This is a genomic window from Allomuricauda sp. ANG21, from assembly GCF_040705235.1.
Classification (GTDB): domain Bacteria; phylum Bacteroidota; class Bacteroidia; order Flavobacteriales; family Flavobacteriaceae; genus Flagellimonas; species Flagellimonas marina.
The window spans coordinates 235,310-256,966 of sequence record NZ_JBFCVT010000002.1 but is presented as its reverse complement, the minus strand read 5'-3'; the positions used below and the strand labels follow the sequence as shown (position 1 = coordinate 256,966).

The 21,657-nt window shown below is 42.2% G+C and carries 19 protein-coding genes; 3 read left to right on the top strand and 16 right to left on the bottom strand.

What is annotated here, in order from left to right:
* Positions 1–197: 197 nt before the first annotated feature.
* Positions 198–2,978 (top strand): pitrilysin family protein, encoded by a 2,781-nt coding sequence (locus tag AB1A65_RS03485; protein WP_366585680.1) that lies wholly within the window; start codon positions 198–200, stop codon positions 2,976–2,978.
* 56 nt (positions 2,979–3,034) lie between these two features.
* Here AB1A65_RS03485 and dinB read toward each other — a convergent pair whose 3' ends face one another.
* Positions 3,035–4,135, bottom strand: a complete 1,101-nt coding sequence (gene dinB, locus AB1A65_RS03480) for a DNA polymerase IV (protein WP_366585678.1) — start codon at positions 4,133–4,135, stop codon at positions 3,035–3,037.
* A gap of 27 nt (positions 4,136–4,162) precedes the next feature.
* Here dinB and AB1A65_RS03475 point away from each other — a divergent pair, with 27 nt between their 5' ends.
* Positions 4,163–4,636 carry a CYTH domain-containing protein gene (locus tag AB1A65_RS03475; RefSeq protein ID WP_366585676.1) on the top strand — a complete coding sequence of 158 codons (474 nt, stop codon included), beginning with the start codon at positions 4,163–4,165 and terminating at the stop codon, positions 4,634–4,636.
* Entirely contained in the window at positions 4,630–5,328 is a 699-nt protein-coding gene (locus AB1A65_RS03470) for a lysoplasmalogenase (protein WP_366585674.1), read from the top strand. Before AB1A65_RS03475 ends, AB1A65_RS03470 begins: the two co-directional genes overlap by 7 nt.
* Here the strand turns inward: AB1A65_RS03470 and AB1A65_RS03465 are convergent.
* The 15 genes from AB1A65_RS03465 to AB1A65_RS03395 all read right to left on the bottom strand — a co-directional run bounded on the left by AB1A65_RS03465 (position 5,297) and on the right by AB1A65_RS03395 (position 21,654).
* Entirely contained in the window at positions 5,297–6,592 is a 1,296-nt protein-coding gene (locus tag AB1A65_RS03465; protein ID WP_366585672.1) for a Zn-dependent hydrolase, read from the bottom strand. The two genes, AB1A65_RS03470 and AB1A65_RS03465, sit on opposite strands and share 32 nt — an antisense overlap.
* Positions 6,593–6,653: 61 nt before the next feature.
* On the bottom strand, positions 6,654–6,989 hold the full coding sequence (locus AB1A65_RS03460; protein WP_366585670.1) for a hypothetical protein: 336 nt from the start codon (positions 6,987–6,989) through the stop codon (positions 6,654–6,656).
* Positions 6,990–7,310: 321 nt separating this feature from the next.
* A complete protein-coding gene (gene pheS, locus AB1A65_RS03455; protein WP_366585668.1) occupies positions 7,311–8,330 on the bottom strand; it encodes a phenylalanine--tRNA ligase subunit alpha in 1,020 nt (339 codons plus the stop codon).
* Complete coding sequence (locus tag AB1A65_RS03450) at positions 8,323–9,015, bottom strand: hypothetical protein (protein WP_366585666.1); 693 nt, start codon at positions 9,013–9,015, stop codon at positions 8,323–8,325. Before AB1A65_RS03450 ends, pheS begins: the two co-directional genes overlap by 8 nt.
* Positions 9,016–9,023: 8 nt before the next feature.
* Entirely contained in the window at positions 9,024–10,880 is a 1,857-nt protein-coding gene (locus AB1A65_RS03445; protein ID WP_366585664.1) for a SulP family inorganic anion transporter, read from the bottom strand.
* Between the two features lie 103 nt (positions 10,881–10,983).
* Positions 10,984–11,610: a carbonic anhydrase family protein gene (locus AB1A65_RS03440; protein ID WP_366585662.1), complete on the bottom strand. Its 627-nt coding sequence runs from the start codon at positions 11,608–11,610 to the stop codon at positions 10,984–10,986.
* Positions 11,611–11,619: 9 nt separating this feature from the next.
* A complete protein-coding gene (locus tag AB1A65_RS03435) occupies positions 11,620–13,203 on the bottom strand; it encodes a SulP family inorganic anion transporter (RefSeq protein ID WP_366585660.1) in 1,584 nt (527 codons plus the stop codon).
* Positions 13,204–13,285: 82 nt separating this feature from the next.
* Positions 13,286–13,597 (bottom strand): hypothetical protein, encoded by a 312-nt coding sequence (locus AB1A65_RS03430; RefSeq protein WP_366585658.1) that lies wholly within the window; start codon positions 13,595–13,597, stop codon positions 13,286–13,288.
* Between the two features lie 55 nt (positions 13,598–13,652).
* Positions 13,653–14,417 carry a tetratricopeptide repeat protein gene (locus AB1A65_RS03425; RefSeq protein WP_366585656.1) on the bottom strand — a complete coding sequence of 255 codons (765 nt, stop codon included), beginning with the start codon at positions 14,415–14,417 and terminating at the stop codon, positions 13,653–13,655.
* Positions 14,414–16,189, bottom strand: a complete 1,776-nt coding sequence (locus tag AB1A65_RS03420; RefSeq protein ID WP_366587049.1) for a BatD family protein — start codon at positions 16,187–16,189, stop codon at positions 14,414–14,416. The genes AB1A65_RS03425 and AB1A65_RS03420 overlap by 4 nt, the downstream gene beginning before the upstream one ends.
* A gap of 8 nt (positions 16,190–16,197) precedes the next feature.
* Entirely contained in the window at positions 16,198–17,091 is an 894-nt protein-coding gene (locus AB1A65_RS03415) for a tetratricopeptide repeat protein (RefSeq protein WP_366585654.1), read from the bottom strand.
* Positions 17,078–18,124, bottom strand: coding sequence for a VWA domain-containing protein (locus AB1A65_RS03410; RefSeq protein ID WP_366585652.1), 1,047 nt, complete (start codon positions 18,122–18,124; stop codon positions 17,078–17,080). The genes AB1A65_RS03415 and AB1A65_RS03410 overlap by 14 nt, the downstream gene beginning before the upstream one ends.
* Positions 18,125–18,127: 3 nt before the next feature.
* Positions 18,128–19,126: a VWA domain-containing protein gene (locus AB1A65_RS03405; protein ID WP_366585650.1), complete on the bottom strand. Its 999-nt coding sequence runs from the start codon at positions 19,124–19,126 to the stop codon at positions 18,128–18,130.
* Positions 19,127–20,788, bottom strand: a complete 1,662-nt coding sequence (locus AB1A65_RS03400; RefSeq protein WP_366585648.1) for a BatD family protein — start codon at positions 20,786–20,788, stop codon at positions 19,127–19,129.
* Positions 20,788–21,654, bottom strand: coding sequence for a DUF58 domain-containing protein (locus AB1A65_RS03395; RefSeq protein WP_366585646.1), 867 nt, complete (start codon positions 21,652–21,654; stop codon positions 20,788–20,790). Before AB1A65_RS03395 ends, AB1A65_RS03400 begins: the two co-directional genes overlap by 1 nt.
* Between the last annotated feature and the right edge of the window lie 3 nt (positions 21,655–21,657).

Sequence of the window (21,657 nt, the reverse complement as noted above, 5' to 3'; positions counted from 1 at the left end):
AATATCTGATACATTGATAGGGGCTACGCACACAAAGTAAGCAAGAAATTATTTTATGGCAATTTAAAAGTCAAGTTTTAGTTGAATGGACACCCATTTATCAATATGTACAGGGCTCTAACTAATTAGAATAGCGAGTATTGTAAACTATTTCCTATATTGTGGAATTCAATTTTATCAATCAAAAATACAATCAAATGAGAAAATTACTTCTTGCCCTTGTTCTAGGGTTTTTATGTACACCTGTGATTTACGGACAGGATTTTCAGTTTAAAGCGGATGATATTGACATCCCTTACAAAAAATTTACTTTAAAGAACGGACTCACCCTTTTGGTTCATGAAGATCACAAAGCACCCATTGTTGCTGTCAATGTGTGGTACCATGTGGGGTCTAAAAATGAGAAGCCGGGCAAAAGTGGATTTGCCCACCTCTTTGAGCATTTAATGTTCAATGGTAGTGAAAACTATAACACGGATTATTTCCAAGCTTTGGAAAGCATTGGAGGAACTGACCTCAATGGAACTACAAACACAGACAGAACCAATTACTTTCAGAATGTTCCCGTTTCGGCTATGGACCAAGTGCTTTTTTTGGAATCTGACCGAATGGGACATCTCTTGGGAGCCATTGATCAAGCAAAGCTTGATGAGCAAAGAGGGGTTGTTCAAAATGAAAAAAGACAGGGTGAAAATCAACCTTATGGAATGCAATGGGATTATTTAACCAAAGCCATGTATCCAAAAGGGCACCCTTATTCTTGGACTGTAATCGGGGAGATGGAAGATTTAAATGCAGCTTCCTTGGAAGATGTTCAAGAGTGGTTTAAATCCTATTACGGAGCGGCAAATGCGGTGGTTGCCATTGCTGGGGATATTAATGCGGATGAAGTCCATCAAAAAGTCATTAAATATTTTGGGGATATCCCGTCAGGTCCAACCGTGGAACGACAAGAAGTGAACATTCCCAACAAAGTGTATGATTCTTATCAGGTTTATGAGGATCGTGTGCCCGAAACAAGAGTCCTTTTTGCATGGAACACCCCAGAAGGTGGCTCACGGGAAGACCTTCATTTTGATTTGATCTCTGCCATTCTGAGCAGTGGAAAAAATTCAAGGTTGTATAAAAAATTCATTTATGAAGATCAGTCGGCCAGCACTGCTGTTTCGTTTCAGGCGACCAGTGAAATTGCAAGTCGGTTTATAACATGGTTAAACGTAAAGCCGGGAAATGATGCGGATAAACTGGAAAAAGAACTTTGGGCGGAAATTGATAAGTTTATCAAGGAAGGCCCTACCGAAGCGGAACTCAAAAGGGTAAAAGCAAGCTATTTTGCCAATTTTATAATGGGTCTGGAACGCATAGGCGGTTTTGGGGGAGTTTCAGATATCCTAGCTTCGAATCAAACCTATCATGGTGACGCATCGTACTACAAAACAAGATTAAAATATGTTGAAGAGGCCACTACGGAGGATTTACGGAAAACTGCCGCTAAATGGCTCAAAAAAGGTAAACACGTTTTGGTGTGTAAACCATTTCCGGAGTATAGTGTTGAAGAATCAACCGTTGATAGGAGCAAGCTTCCTGAACTGGGACCTCAAAAGAGCTCCAAATTCCCAGAGTTGCAGCGCACTCAACTATCCAATGGGCTTAACGTGGTTTTGGCCCAACGCAAAGGAGTACCCACAATTGTCATCAACCTAGTAGCGGATGCAGGTTACAAAACTGACTATTTATCCAGTCCTGGAACCGCTCGTTTGGCCATGAACCTTATGGACGAAGGAACTAAGGATAAAACTTCATTGGAAATCAACGAACAACTACAGTTATTGGGAGCATCACTGAGCACGTTTTCAAACCAAGATCAATCCAATGTACAAATGTCTACGTTAAAACAAAGCTTGGATGCAAGCTTGGACCTCTTTTTGGACGTTGTTCTGAACCCCGTGTTTCCGCAAAACGAGTTTGAGCGTTTGCAAAGTGAGCAAATCAACGACATAAAACAAGAAAAGTCCCAACCAGTAAGTATGGCTTTGAGGGTCATGAACAAATACCTTTATGGAGAAGGCCACCCCTACAGCAGCCCCTACACTGGAACGGGATATGAGGATGCGGTTGCCAAATTGACGAGGGATGATGTGGTGAAATTTTATGACACATGGTTCAAGCCCAACAATTCTACCATAATTATTACGGGGGATGTTGAAATGAGCGAGTTAAAACCCAAATTGGAGAAGACATTGGGCAAATGGAAGCGGGGCGATGTGCCAAAAATTGCTTTCAACAAGCCAAACACCAATACCAAGAATACGCTTTATTTGATGAACAGACCAGAATCCCAACAATCTGTAATCCTAGCAGGACATTTGACCGAAAAATATGGCGATGTTTCCGAAATAGCGTTGGAGCAAATGGTGAGTATTCTAGGGGGTGATTTCACATCGCGAATCAATATGAATCTGCGGGAAGATAAACACTGGTCCTATGGTGCAGGAGGTTTTGTGCTAGGCTCCAAAGAGGAACGCCCTTTTATAGTTTATGCTCCTGTACAAACCGATAAAACGGCTGAATCCGTAACTGAAATTCGAAAAGAAATATCGGAGTTTACCTCTACCAGACCTGCAACCACCGCGGAACTTGAAAAAGTGAAGACCAATCAAGTGTTGAGGCTTCCGGGTCAATGGGAGACTAATAGTTCTGTCAACAGTTCTGTTCGAAATTTGGTCAGGTACGATTTGCCTGATGATTACTACCAAAAGTATGATCAGAATGTGCGAGGGCTTTCACTGGAAGATATTAAAACAGTGAGTAACCAAGTGGTAAAACCAGAGGAGGTCAATTGGTTTATGGTGGGTGATAGAGCTGAGATCATTACAAAACTGGATGAACTTGGATTTGATAATATCATTGAGATCGATGCAGATGGAAATCCCATTAAGCCTGCGATGGAAACCAAGGAGGCGGACATGAAAAATTAAAAAGAGAACCTCCCACTTTGGGAGGTTTTTTGTTTCTAGCCGATATGTAGGCGTATTTAAAAATCAAATTTTAGTTGAACGGACACCAATTCTTTCTCGGGTTCCTGTTGCTTTTTTTCGGTATTGAGGTTGGCCAAAGAGATGCCCAACAATCGCACTGAATTTTGTAATTCTGATTGGTACAGCAGTTCCTTGGCCGTTTCCAGAATAAGTTCTTTGTTGGCAATATAATAGGGAAGTGTTTTGCTTCGGGTCTGCAGGGTAAAGTCACTGTACTTAATTTTCAGGGTGATGGTTTTCCCGGCAATTTTAGATTTTTGAAGCCTTCGCTCCAATTCGTTGGCAATGTTCTCCAGTTTTTCCAACATGAAGATTTCACTACTCAAATTTTCAAAGAAGGTTCGTTCTGCCCCTACGGATTTTGGGATGCGATGGGGCTTTACCGCGCTGTTGTGAACACCTCGAACCACGTAGTAATAGTATTTGCCACTTTTACCAAAGTGTTCATCCAAAAACTCAATGGACTTTTTTTTGAGGTCTTTCCCTGTAAAAATGCCCAAGCGGTACATCTTTTCAGCAGTGACTTTTCCCACCCCATAGAATTTCCGAATATCCAAATCTTCCAAAAACTGGATGACTTCCTCTGGATTCACCGTTTTTTGACCGTTGGGTTTGTTGTAATCACTGGCCACTTTGGCAATGAATTTATTGATGGAGATTCCCGCCGAAGCGGTCAACCCGGTTTTGTCCAAAATTTTTTGACGGATTTCCTTGGCAATCAAAGTGGCGGAAGGGTTTCCTTTTTTGTTCTCTGTCACATCCAAATAAGCTTCGTCCAAGGAAAGCGGTTCCACCATATCGGTATACTCAAAAAAGATACTGCGTATTTGCGATGAGACTTCCTTATAACGATCAAACCGAGGTTTTACAAAAATCAAATCCGGACAATTTCGTTGGGCTAAATAACCAGACATTGCACTTTTCACTCCAAACTTACGGGCTTCGTAACTGGCTGCCGATACCACACCCCGCTTGGAGCCTCCACCTACGGCAACGGGTTTTCCCTTCAGCTCAGGGTTGTCGTGCTGTTCCACAGAGGCGTAAAACGCATCCATGTCCACATGAATGATTTTTCTTAAGGGAAAATCCAAGTCCATACTCAAATTTAGGGTATATTTAGTTTGATGGAACACTTGGAAATAGAGCGAAAATTTTTAGTCGTGTCCGATGCCTACAAACAGGAAGCCACGTCGCAAGTACGCATAGCACAAGGTTTTTTGAACACCGACCCCGAGCGAACCGTTCGCGTTCGAATTAAAGGAGATAAAGGCTTTTTAACCGTGAAAGGGCCCAGCAACTCAACGGGCACCACCCGGTTTGAGTGGGAAACCGAAATCACGGTAACGGAAGCCACCAATTTGATAGACCTGTGCGAAGATGTGATTTTGGAAAAAGTACGTTTTGAGGTTCCCTTAGGCAATAAATTATTTGAGGTAGATGAATTTTTAGGTGAAAACAAAGGTCTGGTGGTTGCCGAAGTAGAGCTCAACCATGAAGATGAGGTTTTTGAAAGACCAAAATGGTTGGGTGAAGAGGTCACGGGACAGATAAAATATTACAATTCGCAACTCAGTAAAAATCCGTTTACGCAATGGTAGAAAAGCCTAAAAAATGGCAAAAGAGCATCAATTTGCTTAGCGTGGTTTCGGCCTGTATTGCCATTTATTTGGATTTTATGGGACATGATTTTTACCTGCTTTTTAAACCTTTGACTACCATTCTTATTGTATCCCTTTTGTTATTCACCCCAAAAAAGGCCTATTCAAAATTTATGTTGACCATGATGATTGCCTTTGGTTTTTGTCTTTTGGGCGACATCCTTTTGCTCAATCCAGCTTATTTTATTTTTGGATTGGTCGCATTTTTACTGGCACACATTCTGTTCATTGTGGCATTTATACAACACAAAGGCTTTCAGTTCCATGGGATATCTTTTATGTTACTCTTTGCGATTGGAGGAGCGATTTTCTTTTGGTTGAAACCCGATTTAGGAGATTTTATGATACCGGTTTTGGTTTATGTTCTGGTGATAACTTTCATGGCATGGCAGGGTATAAGAATGTATTTAAAAGATAAAGGAAAAGCCTACGTATGGATAGCGTTGGCTGTTATACTGTTCATGCTTTCTGATACGTTATTGGCCATCAACAAGTTTAAGGCGCCTTTCGCATATGCCAGTGTGCTGATTCTGGGGACGTACTGGTTGAGTATAGGACTACTTGTCAACGCTACTTTTACAATTGTTTGGGACAGTAAACTTAATCCAACTTCTTATCCAAAGCCAAAATAGTGTTCAACAGCACATTGGCACCGTTGGCCATATCTTCTGCAGAGGTAAATTCTTTTGGTGAATGGCTGATACCGCCCTTACTGGGAACAAAAATCATTCCGGTAGGGGCAATTCGAGCCATATCCTGTGCATCGTGTCCCGCCCCACTGGGCATATATTTATAGGTTAGTCCTAACTCTTTTGCAGAACTTTCAATCTCTTTGTAAACCAGAGGGTCTGTCAGTGCAGGTTCTGCTGTCGTGTCCAATGGATGAAACTCAATGCTAACATTGGAAGCTTCAGCGATTTCTTGGGCTCTGGCCTTTATCGCTTGGAAAACCTTTTCGATAACTTCAGAGGAAAGATCACGGATTTCCAAACTGGTCACCACCTTTCCCGGAATCACATTAGGCGCTCCAGGTTCAGCTTTAATTCGGCCTACGGTTCCCACTTGTGCACCATCAAAACTGTTAGTGACTTCATTTACAGCTACAATAAATTTAGCTGCAGCCAAGAGGGCATCTTGCCGAGCATTCATTGGGGTGGTGCCCGCATGGTTGGCAAAACCGGTAAAGGTAACATCCCACCATTTTAAACCCACAATACCCTCTACAACCCCTATATCGAGATTTTCTTTTTCCAATATGCCCCCTTGCTCAATATGTAGTTCCACAAATGCCGCCATATCCCCTTTTTTTCGGATAGCTTTTGTGATTCGGGTAGTATCCCCGCCCAAACGCATAATACCCTCACCCATGGAATACCCTGTGGAGTTAACTACTTCAAAAGCGGCTCTAGTGAGATTACCAGACATAGCCCTACTGCCCATTACACCTCCTTCTTCGTTGGGAAAAATAATAACCTCCAACGGATGCTTGGTTTTTATTTTACGGTCGTTCAGGGTTGCGATGACTTCCAAAGCAGCCATGGAACCTACACAACCATCATAATTCCCGCCATTGGGAACCCGGTCAATGTGTGAGCCAAATGAGATAGGTTTTTTGGAAGCATCGGTTCCTTTTCTTTTTCCGATAATGTTTCCGGCGACATCAATGGTGACTTCCATTCCAAAATCTTTCATAGTCTGTACCACCCAATTCCGGGCTTCAATATCAGCATCGCTAAATGCCACCCGCTCCGTTTCTCCGTTTTCCTGCTTTCCGAATTCTGCCAGATCAAAAATTCGTTTTTCTAGACGGTCTTGGTCTACCTTGATTTCTTTTTTCTGTGCGATTATGGTAGTTGCGAGCAACAACGCAAACAACGTAACGAGTCGATTAAGCATAGTTTTAGGTTTAGTGTATCCTTTTGAAAGATAAACAATTGAGTTGAGAATCACTTATATTCTAGACATTCTCAGTAGCAGGTCGGTCCAGTTTTCGGTCAACAAATTTAAGGTAAGCCCATTTGGCGCTCAATCCATTAAATAGTGAAAGTAGCAGCCCTACTGCCAAGAACAACCCAGCAATCAGAAATATAGTATAGGATGAAGAGAAAAAAGTGCCGCTGTTGAGTACTCCGAGAATCAGCACGGTGGAAAACGGAAATGATAGGGCTAAAATGGCGATACCGAAATCATTGTTAAAGGTTTTTTTCTTGGGCTTGTTTTCCGATTCCAAACCGTCTACTGTGGCAATATGGGCGTAAGGCCAAAAACTACAGGCGCTTAACCCGAATGCCATTGTTAACAGGATTTCATTTTGGACTTGAATATCACCCATTATTACAAAAAGACCAGAAACGAACAAAACCAGCCCTGCTCGTGCACATAGGAGTGAAAAAATCTGAAAGAACTGTTTTCTTTTGATTTTAACAGCCAATTAAATTCAATATTTTGAAAAATGGAACCTGTAATTTTTCGAAATTGAAAGCGTTTGGTGCACAACAATCTAAAAAAGTTGTCTTTTCTGCATGCAAGCTTGAAGATATGGTAATGGTGTTACTATAATGAGTTGCAACACTGGTACGATTTGATTTTTTGGGTTAAGAAATCAAATGAAAGATTACAATGCATTTTTGAACTGCTCCAAAAAGCGGACATCATTTTCACTCAACAAGCGAATATCCGAAATCTGATGTAAGAGCAGCGCAATACGATCTATTCCCATGCCAAAGGCAAAACCAGAGTAGACATCAGGGTCGATTCCGCAGTTTTTCAGCACATTAGGGTCAACCATGCCGCAGCCCATTATCTCTAACCAGCCGGTTCCTTTGGTCATTCGGTAATCGGTTTCCGTTTCCAATCCCCAATACACATCAACTTCGGCACTAGGTTCCGTAAACGGAAAGTAAGATGGACGTAATCTGATTTTTGATTTCCCGAACATCTCTGAAGTGAAATATTGCAAGGTTTGTTTCAAATCGGCGAAGGAAACATTTTTGTCTACATAAAGACCCTCCACTTGATGGAAAAAGCAATGGGAACGGGCGGAAATGGCCTCATTTCTGTACACTCTTCCGGGAGAAATGGTACGGATGGGTGGTTTATGACTTTCCATATAACGTACCTGCACTGATGAGGTATGCGTTCGAAGTAAGATATCTGGATCGGTTTGAATGAAAAAGGTGTCCTGCATATCGCGGGCAGGATGGTATTCTGGCAGGTTGAGTGCCGTAAAATTGTGCCAATCATCCTCAATTTCAGGTCCTTCTGAAACATTGAAACCAATTCTTGAGAAAATATCGATGATTTGATTTTTAACAATGGAAATGGGGTGCCTGGCACCTAAGGCAATGGGCTCACCGGGACGGGTAAGGTCCCCATATTTGCCTTTGGTTTCCACTTGGCTTTCAAGCTCGGTTTTTAGCGTGTTTACCTTTTCGGTGGCGGCATTCTTCAGTTGATTAATTACCTGTCCGAACTCTTTTTTTTCACCATTGGGCACGTTTTTGAACTCAGCAAAAAAACTGTTCAAAAGCCCCTTTTTCCCCAAATACTTAATTCGGAAAGCTTCAATTTCATCTTTAGAGGTCGAGGTGAATTTCTCCACTTCAGCCAAATGTTCCTTTATGGTCTCAATCATGTTTGATGGCTGTATTGGCGGACAAATTTAGCAAATTGTCCTCGAATATGTAGGCAATTAGGCAATGTACTGCCACTCCGCCGAAAAAATGCCATAACCAGTGGGTTCCCATGGGAAAATAGGTCTGGATAAGATCAATGCTTCTAAAGAAAATGGCAATGCCAAAAACAGCAAAAGCCAAAATCACCAAACCCATATTTCTCCCTTGGGTTTTTATGAGATACCAAACCAAGGGGAAGAGTATGGTCGCCGCTGTGATTACATAACCCAATGTAATTCGCCACGGACCGGGAATGGGTAAAATGCGAAGCAAGAACGATATTCCCAAAAGCAAAACAACTAAAAGTGCGCGTTGCCACCACCGCCAAACCAATTTGAAGATAAAATAGATAACCAGCGCAGCACATAGTAGCATAATGGGCATCCAATCCAACTTTAGCCAGAATTCATGGCTCCGGGTAGCATGGTAGACTGTACCCCCAATATAACTTATACCAATGATGGGCAGTACCCAAGACAAGAAAAGATGCCTTTTTGGATTTTTGTACACTTTACACCCCCAATAGATTATCAAAGCCAAAAAAACAAGGTTACTATAGGTATTGAAGGGTTCCACGGGAAGCCTTCCTGAAACAGTTTCTAGATAAACTGGACCGGAATCATTAGGGAACTTGAATATCAGCATTTAAAAGGTTATTGGGGTTGGGCATTGATATTATCCCCGATCCAATGTATACAAGATTTAAAGGAGTCAAAAATATTTTCAGGTGGAATAAGGTCGGGTATAATGCCGATGCGTTCCATCATAAATTTGGGTTGATCTAGTATGTTCACCAAGAGTACATCAATGTTCTTTTGTTTTAGGTCTTGCAATACATCTTCCATGGCATACAATCCAGATTGGTCTAGGTACAGCATTTTTCCCATGCGGATAACCACAGTGGACGCGGTATCTGGTATTTGTGCGGCCAACTGCTGAAACTCATTGGTAGACCCAAAAAACAAAGGCCCCTTTATGTGCTTAATAAAAACTTCTTCCTTGATTTTTTGCGGAAGATCCTTTTCATCGGACCATACTTCTTCACGTAAGGGTTTTACATCTGACCTTTTTGCGGTGATATCCCCAATTTTTTTCATGAACATCAATGAAGCAATAATCAACCCTATGCCTACGGCATAAACAAGATTCCAAGTAGAGGAAAGTACCATAACAACCAGCATTATGATAACTTCTGAACTAAACTTCAGCGGGCCTAACGTAACATCTTTTGGGAGATGGGGAATCGCTTTTAATCCTTTATAGTCCATAACCCCAATTCCTACTGTGACCAATATTCCGGCCAATACCGCAGCAGGGATTTGGGAGGCAACGGGGCCAAGAGCCAAAAGTATGATAAGAAGGAGAACTCCCGCGATCATACCGGAAAGTTTGGTTTTACCACCCGAGTTTATGTTGACCACCGTTCTGATAGTGGCACCTGCCCCGGGAATACCTCCAAAAATGGCTGCAATACTATTGCCAATACCCTGCCCCACCAGTTCTTTGTTGGGCTTGTGCTTGGTCTGGGTCATATTGTCCGCTATTACCGAGGTAAGCAAGGAGTCTATTGCACCTAAAAGGGCCAGAGTGAGTGCCGTAAAAATGTAGGGCGTTATGGAACTAAGCTTAAAGGCCGTAAATATTTCTAGATTGGGAATAGGCAATCCGCTTGGAATTTGCTCAATGGGCCTGTATTCCAAACCTAGGCCGTAGGCCAATCCAGAAACCACAACTAGCGCTACTAAAGTACTGGGAACCTTTGTGGTAATCCGCTTAAAGCCATAAATGATGAATATAGTGGCCAATGCAAGCCCTAGTTCCAACCAATTGATGCTATTTAAAGCTTGAGGCAGTACCTTAAAAGTTCCTATGACCCCTGAAGCGTCTTTTGCAGCTAAGCTACTGGCTTCCTTTTGAATGTCTTCCGGGGTTATATCTTCTGCCCTTTTTATAGTTTCTTCAAAATTTTCCAACACCAAAATACCTTCACCAGCCTCTTCTTGAAGGATTTTTTCCAAGATATTTTCTTCGGCCATGGGTATAAACTGCTTTACATACGCTCCATCTTCCTTCGGATAATATCCTACGGCGGGCAGTATCTGTGTGACCAATATGATTATGCCAATGGCCGTCATAAATCCAGATATCACCGGATATGGAATGTATTTGATGTATTTGCCCAAACCAATTAGCCCCAGGCCAATTTGCATAAATCCAGCTAAAAGAAAAACGGTTAGGATAGCAGGTAATGCCTGATTCATATCTCCGTCATTGATGGCCACTATGCCAGCAATGACCACCATACTCACAGCTGTCATGGGGGCAGTGGGACCAGAGATTTGGGTGTTGGTTCCCCCAAAAAGGGCTGCAAAAAAGCTTATAAAAATGGCGCCATACAATCCAGCACTGGGCCCAAGCCCAGAGCTTACCCCAAAAGCAAGTGCCAGTGGTAAGGCCACAATACCTGCAGTAATGCCCCCAAATAAATCTCCTTTTAAATGTTTAAACATTGGTATGGTTACAATTGATTAGTTTGAAGATACTAATATTACTATACAAAAAGGCCGATGATACTAAAATCATCGGCCTCTTCAAAAGATTGTAAAAAGGGGATTACAAAAATGTTACCTTACCATCAGAGATGTCGTACATGGCTCCAACAATGGCAATTTCACCATTATCTTCCATTTCTTTAAGCACTTCACTCTTCTTTCTGATGTCCTCTATGGCCATTTCAACATTTTTGACGGCAACAGCATCCACAAATTCCAGGTTTTTGGAGTTTCTTAAACTCTCATCTTGGGGTTCTGTTACGGCTTCAACCGCGGGTTCAATCTTATTGATAAGGGCAGTTAGGTTGCCCAATCGTGCATGATCACAAGCGCCTTTTACGGCCCCACAACTGGTATGTCCCAAAACGACAAGTGCTTTGGTTCCAGCCAGTTTGCAGGCAAATTCCATGCTTCCCAAGATATCCTCATTGATAAAATTACCGGCTATTCTGACGCTAAAAATATCGCCCAATCCTTGGTCAAAAACAAGCTCAGCCGATACCCTTGAGTCTATACAACTCAGAATGGTTGCAAATGGAAATTGTCCATCCTTGGTATCATTCACTTGTTCCAAAAGATTTCTGTTAGCCTTTAAATTTTGTTGGAAACGCTCATTGCCCTCCTTTAAAAACTGTATGGCTTTTTTGGGCGTCATTGTGGCTTGTGTTTCTTTTGTATGTGCTTTCATATCAATATTTTATGCCGTTTTTTTCGGTCTTAGATTAAAAAATTCAATGTAACTGGGAGGGTTTTCAACTTCTCCTCTTTCAGAAATCAATTTTATATCGATGTTTCTGTTTTTGGCCTTGCTTGAAAAATCCTCTAGAATTTCGATGATATCATTATCCAAATAACGGGTTTTCCGAACATCCAATTCAAGATAGGAATTTTCAGGAATACGATCCAACTCTTTTAGGATGGCTCCTTTATTGATGAAGGTTACTTCTTCGGCCAAGGTCATCTTCATTCGGTTTGTACCATTGCCCTTTTCCTCAATATGAAGAAAGTGCGAGTTCTGGTAGCTTTTAATAAGGATAACTACAATACCAACACCTAGGCCCAGTCCAATACCAATCAATAGATCGGTAAACACAATGCCCACTACAGTAACTACAAATGGGATAAACTGCTTCCACCCCAATTGATACATAGTCTTGAACAGACTGGGTTTTGCCAACTTATATCCTACTATAAATAGTACGGCTGCCAATACAGAGAGAGGAATCATGTTGAGCAAGGTTGGAATCAATAAAACCGAAATCAACAAGAAAAAACCATGAATAATGGCGGAAGCCTTGGTTCTACCACCAGATTGTATATTGGCAGAACTTCGTACAATAACCTGCGTAACGGGCAGACCACCAATCATACCAGATACGGTATTGCCCACACCTTGAGCCAACAATTCCCTATTGGTTGGTGTTACGCGCTTTTGGGGGTCTAATTTGTCAGTGGCTTCCACACATAATAAGGTTTCTAAACTGGCCACCAGTGCTACGGTAAATGCGGTAATCCAAATGTCAGGATTGCCTATTACCGAGAAATTGGGGAAGCTCAATAGGGTTCCAAAAGAATCTAAGCCATCCGGAACAGGTACGCTCACCAAATGCTCAGATGAGATACCCCAAGTGGAATTTCCCTTGGTGAACACGTAATAAAGGATACCCAATACTACTGCTACCAATGGACCTTGAATGAGTTGAAATATTTTGGCTTTCTTGCTCAGTACCCTATCCCATAAAATAAGTATGGCCAAGGCAACTATAGCAATAATTGTGGCTCCAGGGCTAATATAATTGATGGAATTGATGATTTCAGAAAAGGTATTTTCACCATCTACTTGGAAGAAGGCAAAATCGCCTTCTGGGTCTGAATCATACCCGAAAAAGTGCGGAATCTGTTTTAAGATGATGATGATTCCTATACCCGTTAGCATTCCCTTGATAACAGATGAAGGGAAATAATAGGCAATTACCCCAGCTTTGAGTAAACCAAATACAATTTGGATGATTCCACCCAAAACCACAGCCACCAAGAAATTTTGATAGCCGCCCAAGGTGCCTATGGCTGTCAATACAATGGCTGCAAGTCCTGCCGCCGGTCCGCTGACCCCAATTTGTGAGCCACTGAGTGAGCCCACGATGATTCCGCCGACAATTCCAGCGATAAGGCCAGAAAATAAAGGAGCACCACTGGCCAGTGCAATTCCCAAACATAGGGGAAGAGCCACAAAAAAAACCACTATACTGGCCGGCAAGTCATTCTTGATATACTTGAACATAATAATAAGTTAAATTAGTTGGGTCTTCAGCATTTAAATTATGTGAAGACATTTAGAAAATTGATTTGAATGTGCGCTAAGGTTACGCTAGTCTCTTGGGAGGAGGGTCAAGTATTTCAACGGTAAATTCCAAAATGGGGAAGATATACCCTAAAGCATTAAGGTTTTCTTTTTGTTGAAGTGATGAATTTAGTGGAAAAAAGTTTCGAAGCAAGAAGTACTTACTTTCAAAATTATTGACAGTAGATGGTTCGTGGTTATTGTTTTCCTCCTCTGAAGAACCTATAATCATTGCAGTACAGCACTCCCTGCCCAATAAGGGCACAAAAGGGGAGGCCATCAAAATTGTGACCAATATTACTGAAACAAAAGGAATAGCCAATAGCCTTAGCATAATGCCATTTTGAGCAAAAATAAGCCGTGGCACACAAAAAATTGTTAAATAACTTTTAAAAGTCCTTCAACAACTTAATATTATCGGTCAATAACCAGCCTGTTTGGCCGTCTGCAATCCTAATTTTACTCCAGTCGTCCAGATGTTCCAAAACGTTTACTTTGGTGCCTTCATGCAAGGTGAAGGCAGTTTCACTATTGTCGTTGGGCTCCGAGGACACCCCAACTTCCTTACTGAACACTATGGCCGGATTATCTTTTTTGAAACTTTGGTATTGAAGGTAGGCCATTAAAACACAAACAACAGCCAAGGCAAGAGAAAGAATACTGGTCACAAAGGCAAACCGCTTTTGATTGGCATACCTGAGAAAGAAATAGGCCAAATAGGCCAAAACGAACAAAAAGACGAGTGAAACGGCCAAGTACGCCCATTGGTCAAATGAAAAAAGATTTACGGCAGTAGTATAAATTTGGGAGAGTTCTGTTTTGGGCATCTCCTCAATGGCATCCAAGCGCATATTTTGGGCATAGCCTAAATTATTGATAATCTCACTGTCAGTTGGATCTAACAGCAAGGCTTTTTCATAATAATAGATGCTGGGACCTATGGCGTTTTGTTTATAATAACAATTTCCAAGATTAAAATAAAGCTGTGCCGAGTGTTCCCCATTTTCCAAGATTTGCTTGTAATTCTCAATGGCCTTGGAATACTCACCTTTGTTGTATAGTTCCGTGGCTTGGTCAAACAGATCGCTGTTTTGGGAAAAACCCATTGAAAAAGAAAAGAGACCCAATGCAACAATTAACTTCGTTAGATTCATAATTGCTTGTCCAAATTAGAGATTACCTCGCTCGCCGTATCATAATCCTTTTGCATTTGTACATCAGAAAATGGACTGTAGCGTGCCATTTCGCAACTTTTAAGCAGGGTTATAAAGCCTTCCACATCATTGGCATCTACTTTTTTATCGAGCAAGACAGAGGTGATTTTCTCCTTGCTGAATTCCGAGGTTTCAATTTTCAATTTGGCCTTTAAGTAATTGTGAAGGCCTTTCTCCAATGCCACATAAAATGCCTCCTTATTGCCCAATTCTTTTTTGGCGGTGGACAGGTATTTTTTCGCCAGTTTATTGGCCTGTTTTACTTTATTTCCTTCCACATCACGTGCGATGGCCTCTCTTTTCTTGAATGAAAAAATGGCAATGGGAATCAGCAGTAACGGAACAAACATGAACAAATAAAAAGTGTTAGAGCCAAAAAAGTAGTTCACGCCAATGGGGCTGAGGTTGGGACTCAATTTGATAAAATGAAACTGTTTTCCTGTAGGCACAACTAGCTTCTGATTTGAAAGTGTTCCAACGGCATTGCCGGCGGAAGTGTTCATGGGTCCTTCCAAAACCTCAATATTGATTTCATTCGAATTAAGGGTCACATACCTCTGCGTATTTGGGTTGAAATAACTAAAGGAAATGCTTGGAATGGGATATTTTCCCCTAAAAGAAGGAACAATCGTGTAGTTGTTGCTCACTTTTCCTTCCATTCCCGAGGTATAAGTTTGGATGTTTTCTTCGTATTCCGGTTCATAAACTTCAAGGGAACTGGGTAGTTCCGGTTCAGGAAGTTGAAACAGCTTCAAATTCCCTTTTCCTGAAACCTCCACAACAGCTTGAAGCGATTCCGAGGCATTCAATTGGGTCTTGCTGGCCGTGACCGAGAACTCAAAATCACCCACAGCACCGCCAAAATTGGCTGGTTTTCCACTCTCAGGAAGTTGTTTTACGTTAATGGTCCTTCTTCCCGCAGAAACCGTTTTACTGGTTTGCGTGTATATGCGACCTCCAAAAAAGTCGCGGCGATTGGTGGGCACATCAACAAAAATTTCCAAGGAAAGGGGTTCAATTTCCAATTGACCAGCCTTCTGCGGATAGAGAACCACTCTCTTCAACACCACATAACGATACGGTTTACCCTCATACGTGCCGTTTTGGGCCGTGTGTTTGGTCACAGGAATCTCTTGGCTCCAAAAATTGTTGTACTTGGGGTTGTCCAACGGTCTATAGTTGGTGACACTGATGTTGGGACTCACGTAAAGCTTGTAAATAACGGTGACCGCTTCATTCAGGTAAGGATTTCCTTTGGAAACTTCGGCTACCAAATGAAGGCTTTCATCAGCAACATCGTCTACTGTTTTTTGATCGTTGGGCTTGTCCACTGCGGCGGTGACTTCCACCGTTTTTGGAAGCGTTTTATAAGTGTTTCCATCAATTTCTATGGTCGCCTGGTTTATAGTGAAATTCCCTCTGGCCGTAGGAACCAAAATGTAGGAATAGGTCTTTGAAAAGCTTCGCTTTCCATTCACCCAAGAAGAACTGATGGATTGCGAGGGTCCCATGACAACCTTAAATCCTTCAAAGGGCGGCGGGCTGAAATTGTCCCCGTCTTTGTTCATGGTAAACTCTACCCGAAGCCGTTCGTTGATGCCCAGTTTTTCCTTACTGAGGTTCATCTCAAAGGAAACCTCATCCTCTTGGGCATGCGAAGGTTGGGCCACAAAAAATAATGCAGCTATCAGCCATAGTATGTTCCCCTTCAACCTGTACACTACCAGTCTTTTTCGTTTCTTATTTTTTTACCCTTCACTTTCATGGCCTCCATTTTTTCCTGCACCTTTTTCTCTTCGTTTTGCATGGCCTCTAACAAATTCTGAATCTGCTGTTCGGAAAGCTGATTGGGTCGTGGTTGCTGCTTTTGTTCCTGTTCATCAGGCTGGTCCCCTTGATTGGGTTTCTTTTCCTGTTCTTTTTTCTCATCACCATCACCTTTTTGATTTTCCTCAGGCTTATCCTCTCCATTTTCGCCTTCTTCCCCCTTATCCTTGTTCTCATCTTCATTCTGCTCTCCTTCGTCCTGCTTGTCTTTGTCCCCTTCGTTGTTTTGGTCTTGGTTCTGATCCTTGTCTTGGTCTTGCTGATCTTGATTGTCCTTATTATCCTGGTTCTGATCGTTCTGTTGATCATTTTGTTCCTTTTCCAGCATTTTTTTGGCCAAGGCTAGATTGTATCGGGTTTCATCATCATTGGGATTACTGCGCAACGCTTGTTTGTAGGCTTCCACCGCTTGTTGATATTCCTTACGCTTCATATATACGTTCCCCATGTTATGGTACGCCTTATGTTTTGCAGGTTTTTCCTCGGTGGATTCACTGGCCATTTTGTAGCGCCCGAAAGCCTCACCATAACTTTCACGATTATAGTAGGCATTCCCTAGATTAAAGGGAGCTGCCACATTCTTTTTACTTTTGGAAATGGCTTTTCGGTAATTGGCTTCGGCCATGGGAAAATCATTCGAGGTAAGTTCTTCATTGGCCTCGTAGGTAATGTTTGTGGAAGTTCTAAGTGCTTTTTCGGCCTCTTTGTCCACAATTTCATCCTGTGCATGGGCAATTCCCACACAACAGATTAGGCCGAACAGCAATCTCATCTTACTCATCATCATGCTCATTAAAAAGATTTAGTTTTTTCAACCATTGTGTTTTTCGGTCCAAAAGGAAGATATCCAAAAATAGAAATAAAAAGCCTGCTGCGAGAAACCATTGAAATTGGTCCTTGTATTCTGCAAATTGCTTGGCTTCAAATTCTGTTTTGTCCATTTGGTTCAACAATTCCTTGATGCGGTCCACAGCTTGCTCTGTGTTGGTGCCATCAATATATTCGCCATTGCCCCGATCTGCAACCTCGGACAAAATGACCTCATTCAATTTGGAAATGACCACTTCCCCTTGATTGTCCTTCTTCAAACTTTCCACAATACCATTTCTTTTGATAGGAATGGGAGCTCCTTTGGGTTTTCCGACCCCAATGGTGAAGACCCGGATGCCATTTTGGGTGGCGTTGTCCACCGCACTGATGGTATTGTCCTCAGAATGGTCTTCCCCATCCGAAACAATAAAAAGAACACGGTTGGTCTGCTCGGTATCGTCATAATAGGTGCTGGCCAGGTCAATGGCGGCATCAATGGCGGTACCTTGGGAGGACAACATATCCGTGTTCATGCTCTGCAGGAACATTTTGGCTGCACCATAATCCGTGGTGATGGGCAACTGAGGATAGGCCTGTCCAGCGTAGGCAATGATTCCTATTCTGTCACTGGCCAATTGGTTGATGATTTGCGAAACCAATCGTTTGGCCTTTTCCAGTCGGTTGGGCGCAATATCTTCTGCCAGCATACTTTTTGAAACGTCCACGGCGAAAACAATATCCACTCCTTCGCGTTTGACGGTTTCCAATTTTGTTCCGATTTTTGGGTTCACCAATCCCAAAATAAGAAAGGATAGTCCGGCCAAGAAGAAAATCAACTTTAGGGCCGATTTAAAACTCGACTTATTTGGGGCCAATCGTTTCAATAAATTGCTGTCTGCAAACTGGCGCTGGGTCCTTTTTTTCCAGAGTTGAAGAAAAAAGAAGGCCAAGACCATTACCGGAATAATGCCCAAGAGGTAGAAATATATTTTTTCGTCAAACTGAATCATTTTCTAAATAAAACTTTTGAACAGGGAATTGCGCAATCCCCATTCCAATAACAACAAGACCCCTGCCAAAAAAATGAGTGGTCTAAACTTTTCTTCGTATTTGTAATATTTGAATTCTTCTATTTCTGTTTTTTCCAAACTGTTGATTTCCTCATAGATCTCCTTCAATTTTTCGTTGTCCGTAGCCCGAAAATATTTCCCATCGGTCACCTGTGCGATTTCCTTGAGGAGGTCTTCATCAATTTCCACTTGGCGCATGCCGTATCGGTACGAACCATCCCTGTTGTAACTCACAGGCGAAAGGGCGTTTCCGTTAGTTCCCAACCCAATGGTATAGGTTTTTATTCCAAATTCCACGGCTAGATCGGCAGCAGTCTTTGGCTCAATAAAACCTGAATTGTTGACACCATCGGTTAACAGAATAATCACTTTACTAACGGCCTTGCTTTCCTTCAAACGGTTTACTGCAGTGGCCAATCCCATGCCAATAGCCGTTCCATCCTCCAGTTCACCGTAGGTGATTTGCTGTAGAGCACTGAGCACAATGGCCTTATCACTGGTGATAGGGGTTTTGGTATAGCTTTCTGCTGCGTAGGCCACCAACCCGATACGATCATTGGGGCGTTCTTTGATGAAATTAGCTGCGACTTCCTTTAGTGCTGAAAGCCTGTTGGGTTTTAAATCGCGAGCCAACATACTGGAGGATACGTCGATGGCCATGACGATATCGATCCCTTTTGTGGTCTTGGTACGTGTTGAAATATCTTCGGTCTGGGGACGAGCCATAGCCGTAATGATGGCCGCCAACGCTAACAACCGAAGTATAAAAAGGGCGGGTTTAATCTGGGAAGCCCAATTACTCACTGAAAAACCTTTGATACTGGAAATCCGCAATGAGGCCATCTCATTCTTTCGTTTGAAAAAATACCATAGCAAAGCCAGTGGAAGCAATAAGAGCAACCAGAAAAACTGTGGATTTGCAAATTCTATATTCTCAAACATTTATACCTGTGTTTTTACGTCCAAAGTGTTCAATATTCGGTCTACGATCTGCTCGGCATATTCATCGCCATCTTCCCAAGTGATGACCACCTGTTGCATAAACCCTTTTCCACCAAATGAAAGGATATTGTACTTGGCCCTTTTGGATTCACTACTTCCCGCAGCATCTAAGGTTCCCGTACCATAAGTCTTTAATCCTTTTACACCGGATTGGGTGACAAATTCCTCTTGTTTGGTGATGATATTTTTAAGTCCAAATTTTTCAAAATTGGAAAGAGTGGACCCAACAGCCGCATTAAAATCTGGATCTGTTTCCTCCTTATAGGTCACCGAACTTGAGGATATCGAAAAGATGCCCACATAACTTCCGTAGGAAAAGCTTTGGAGCTCTTGAATTAACTCTTCGGTTTCGGGAGGGAGTTTTACCTCTTGCCGAATAAGCACATCAGGTGTTTCCAATTCCACAGGAGGAAATCCGTAGGAGCTGGATACCCATTCACCTTCTAAAAGTTCTTTGGTGGGATAGCCAAAAACAGTGTCCCGCACTTGCTTGAAACCAAAATAGGCCACGGAGATACCTCCGCCTAAAACTACCAATCCAGCAAAAATGGCTGCCGCCCAATAGATACGTTTTCGTTGTTTTTTCTTGGCAAGTTCTTCCAAGTATTCCTCGTTCAGCAGCAACTCCTCTTCAGTAGGTTCAGGAAGCGCTTCATGGGTTTTTACCACAATTTGCTCAACCAATTTCCGATCCTGTTCGGCAACCGAAGTCGCTGGTTTCGATTTGGCAAATTTTACCAAATCTGCAGTTTCCAATATTTTTTTAAACTGATCTAAAGTATCATCATCAATTTTGAGTTCCCCTGCATCCCGAAGCATTTCCAATTTGGCGATCAATTGACCGGTGGTACTTTCCATGGCAGAAACGTGAACCTCATCTTCCAAATACATTCGAACGATATCTGTTAGCTCAGAATAGTAGCGTTTGTACTCATCCTGAATCAGATATTTGGAGTTTTCTAACTTTTTAAGCTCTAATAATGCACGATCATAGGGTGGAAGGAGGGCTTCTTTTTCTTCTTCGGTAAGCGGTTTTTTTCTTAGGAAGAACCAGTACACCAGTCCACCAGCGATGATTAATCCCAAAAGCACCCAAAGTAATGTTTTCCAAAGTTTGGCATAACTTTTTTCCACTTGCATCAAGGGTTTGATGTCGTACATCTTTTGCTTGGTGGTGTCCACAACAACATCGGCCACTTTTATGTTGAAGGAATCCGTGAAAAAGGGCTGCTCGTTTATAGCGATCCGCTGTGGGGGGATGGTATAGGCGCCACTATCAAATTGGGTAAGGGCATAAATGCGTTGAAGGGTGACTTTATTGTTGTTTTTTAGGGTATCCCCGATGATGGCCTCTACGGTTTCTAGGGGAGAGAAAGTCTGTCCTTCCGGGAAATGGACCACATCGGTGGAATCTGCCTCAACGGTGATTTTATATTGGATTTGCTCCCCGATTTTTATGGAAAGGGTGTCCAATTCCACAGAAACTTTGGGACTATCTTGTGAAAATCCGGAAAGTGGAAATAACAAAAGACATAGCAGAGTACCCAACACAAATAGTATTGGAACATTTTGAATTTTCAATTTTGAATTTTCAATTTGCATTATCCTCTTCGTTTAAAATAGCCCAGCAATTTGCGCACATAACTTTCATCCACCCTACAGTTGATAACACCACAACCACTTTTTGTAAAGGAGTCCATGAAATAATCCACTTTCTCTTTATGGAATTCACCATAGGCATTACGGACCTTTTTGGATTGCGTGTTCACAAGTTGTAGCGCTCCCGTTTCGGCATCTTGCATTTGTACCATGCCCAGATTTGGAATGGATTCTTCACGCTCGTCATACACTCTAATACCGGTAACATCATGCTTATTGCCCACAATGCGAAGCGTGTTGTTGTATTCATCCGCAATAAAATCGGACAGCACAAAAACAATGGCCTTTTTCTTCATCACATTGGTGAGGAACTTTAAAGCTTCGGCAATGTTGGTGCGACTGCTTTTTGGGGTGAATTCCAAAAGTTCCCGAATGATTCGCAAGACATGACTTTTCCCTTTTTTCGGTGGGATAAAAAGCTCTACTTCATCAGAGAACAGTATCACACCTACTTTATCATTGTTTTGCAAGGCTGAGAAAGCCAGCGTAGCAGAGATTTCCGTAATGATTTCTTTCTTGAACTGATTGGCAGTTCCAAAGAGCTCCGAGCCACTCACATCCACCATCAACATCATGGTGAGTTCTCGCTCTTCCTCAAAAACTTTTACAAAAGGCTCGTTGTACCGAGCGGTTACGTTCCAATCAATGGCTCTAACATCATCCCCAAATTGGTATTGCCGCACTTCACTGAAGGTCATACCCCTCCCTTTAAAGGTAGAGTGGTACTCCCCACCAAAAATGTGGTCGGAAAGACGCCGGGTCTTAATCTCGATTTTTCGTACCTTCTTAAGTAGTTCTTTTGTATCCATTGG

Bases quoted from the DNA above. Each gene is read 5' to 3' on its own strand.
- AB1A65_RS03485 (WP_366585680.1), top strand. From the start codon at position 198: ATGAGAAAATTACTTCTTGCCCTTGTTCTAGGGTTTTTATGTACACCT.
- dinB (WP_366585678.1), bottom strand. From the start codon at position 4,135: ATGGACTTGGATTTTCCCTTAAGAAAAATCATTCATGTGGACATGGAT.
- AB1A65_RS03475 (WP_366585676.1), top strand. From the start codon at position 4,163: ATGGAACACTTGGAAATAGAGCGAAAATTTTTAGTCGTGTCCGATGCC.
- AB1A65_RS03470 (WP_366585674.1), top strand. From the start codon at position 4,630: ATGGTAGAAAAGCCTAAAAAATGGCAAAAGAGCATCAATTTGCTTAGC.
- AB1A65_RS03465 (WP_366585672.1), bottom strand. From the start codon at position 6,592: ATGCTTAATCGACTCGTTACGTTGTTTGCGTTGTTGCTCGCAACTACC.
- AB1A65_RS03460 (WP_366585670.1), bottom strand. From the start codon at position 6,989: ATGGCATTCGGGTTAAGCGCCTGTAGTTTTTGGCCTTACGCCCATATT.
- pheS (WP_366585668.1), bottom strand. From the start codon at position 8,330: ATGATTGAGACCATAAAGGAACATTTGGCTGAAGTGGAGAAATTCACC.
- AB1A65_RS03450 (WP_366585666.1), bottom strand. From the start codon at position 9,015: ATGCTGATATTCAAGTTCCCTAATGATTCCGGTCCAGTTTATCTAGAA.
- AB1A65_RS03445 (WP_366585664.1), bottom strand. From the start codon at position 10,880: ATGTTTAAACATTTAAAAGGAGATTTATTTGGGGGCATTACTGCAGGT.
- AB1A65_RS03440 (WP_366585662.1), bottom strand. From the start codon at position 11,610: ATGAAAGCACATACAAAAGAAACACAAGCCACAATGACGCCCAAAAAA.
- AB1A65_RS03435 (WP_366585660.1), bottom strand. From the start codon at position 13,203: ATGTTCAAGTATATCAAGAATGACTTGCCGGCCAGTATAGTGGTTTTT.
- AB1A65_RS03430 (WP_366585658.1), bottom strand. From the start codon at position 13,597: ATGCTAAGGCTATTGGCTATTCCTTTTGTTTCAGTAATATTGGTCACA.
- AB1A65_RS03425 (WP_366585656.1), bottom strand. From the start codon at position 14,417: ATGAATCTAACGAAGTTAATTGTTGCATTGGGTCTCTTTTCTTTTTCA.
- AB1A65_RS03415 (WP_366585654.1), bottom strand. From the start codon at position 17,091: ATGATGATGAGTAAGATGAGATTGCTGTTCGGCCTAATCTGTTGTGTG.
- AB1A65_RS03410 (WP_366585652.1), bottom strand. From the start codon at position 18,124: ATGATTCAGTTTGACGAAAAAATATATTTCTACCTCTTGGGCATTATT.
- AB1A65_RS03405 (WP_366585650.1), bottom strand. From the start codon at position 19,126: ATGTTTGAGAATATAGAATTTGCAAATCCACAGTTTTTCTGGTTGCTC.
- AB1A65_RS03400 (WP_366585648.1), bottom strand. From the start codon at position 20,788: ATGCAAATTGAAAATTCAAAATTGAAAATTCAAAATGTTCCAATACTA.
- AB1A65_RS03395 (WP_366585646.1), bottom strand. From the start codon at position 21,654: ATGGATACAAAAGAACTACTTAAGAAGGTACGAAAAATCGAGATTAAG.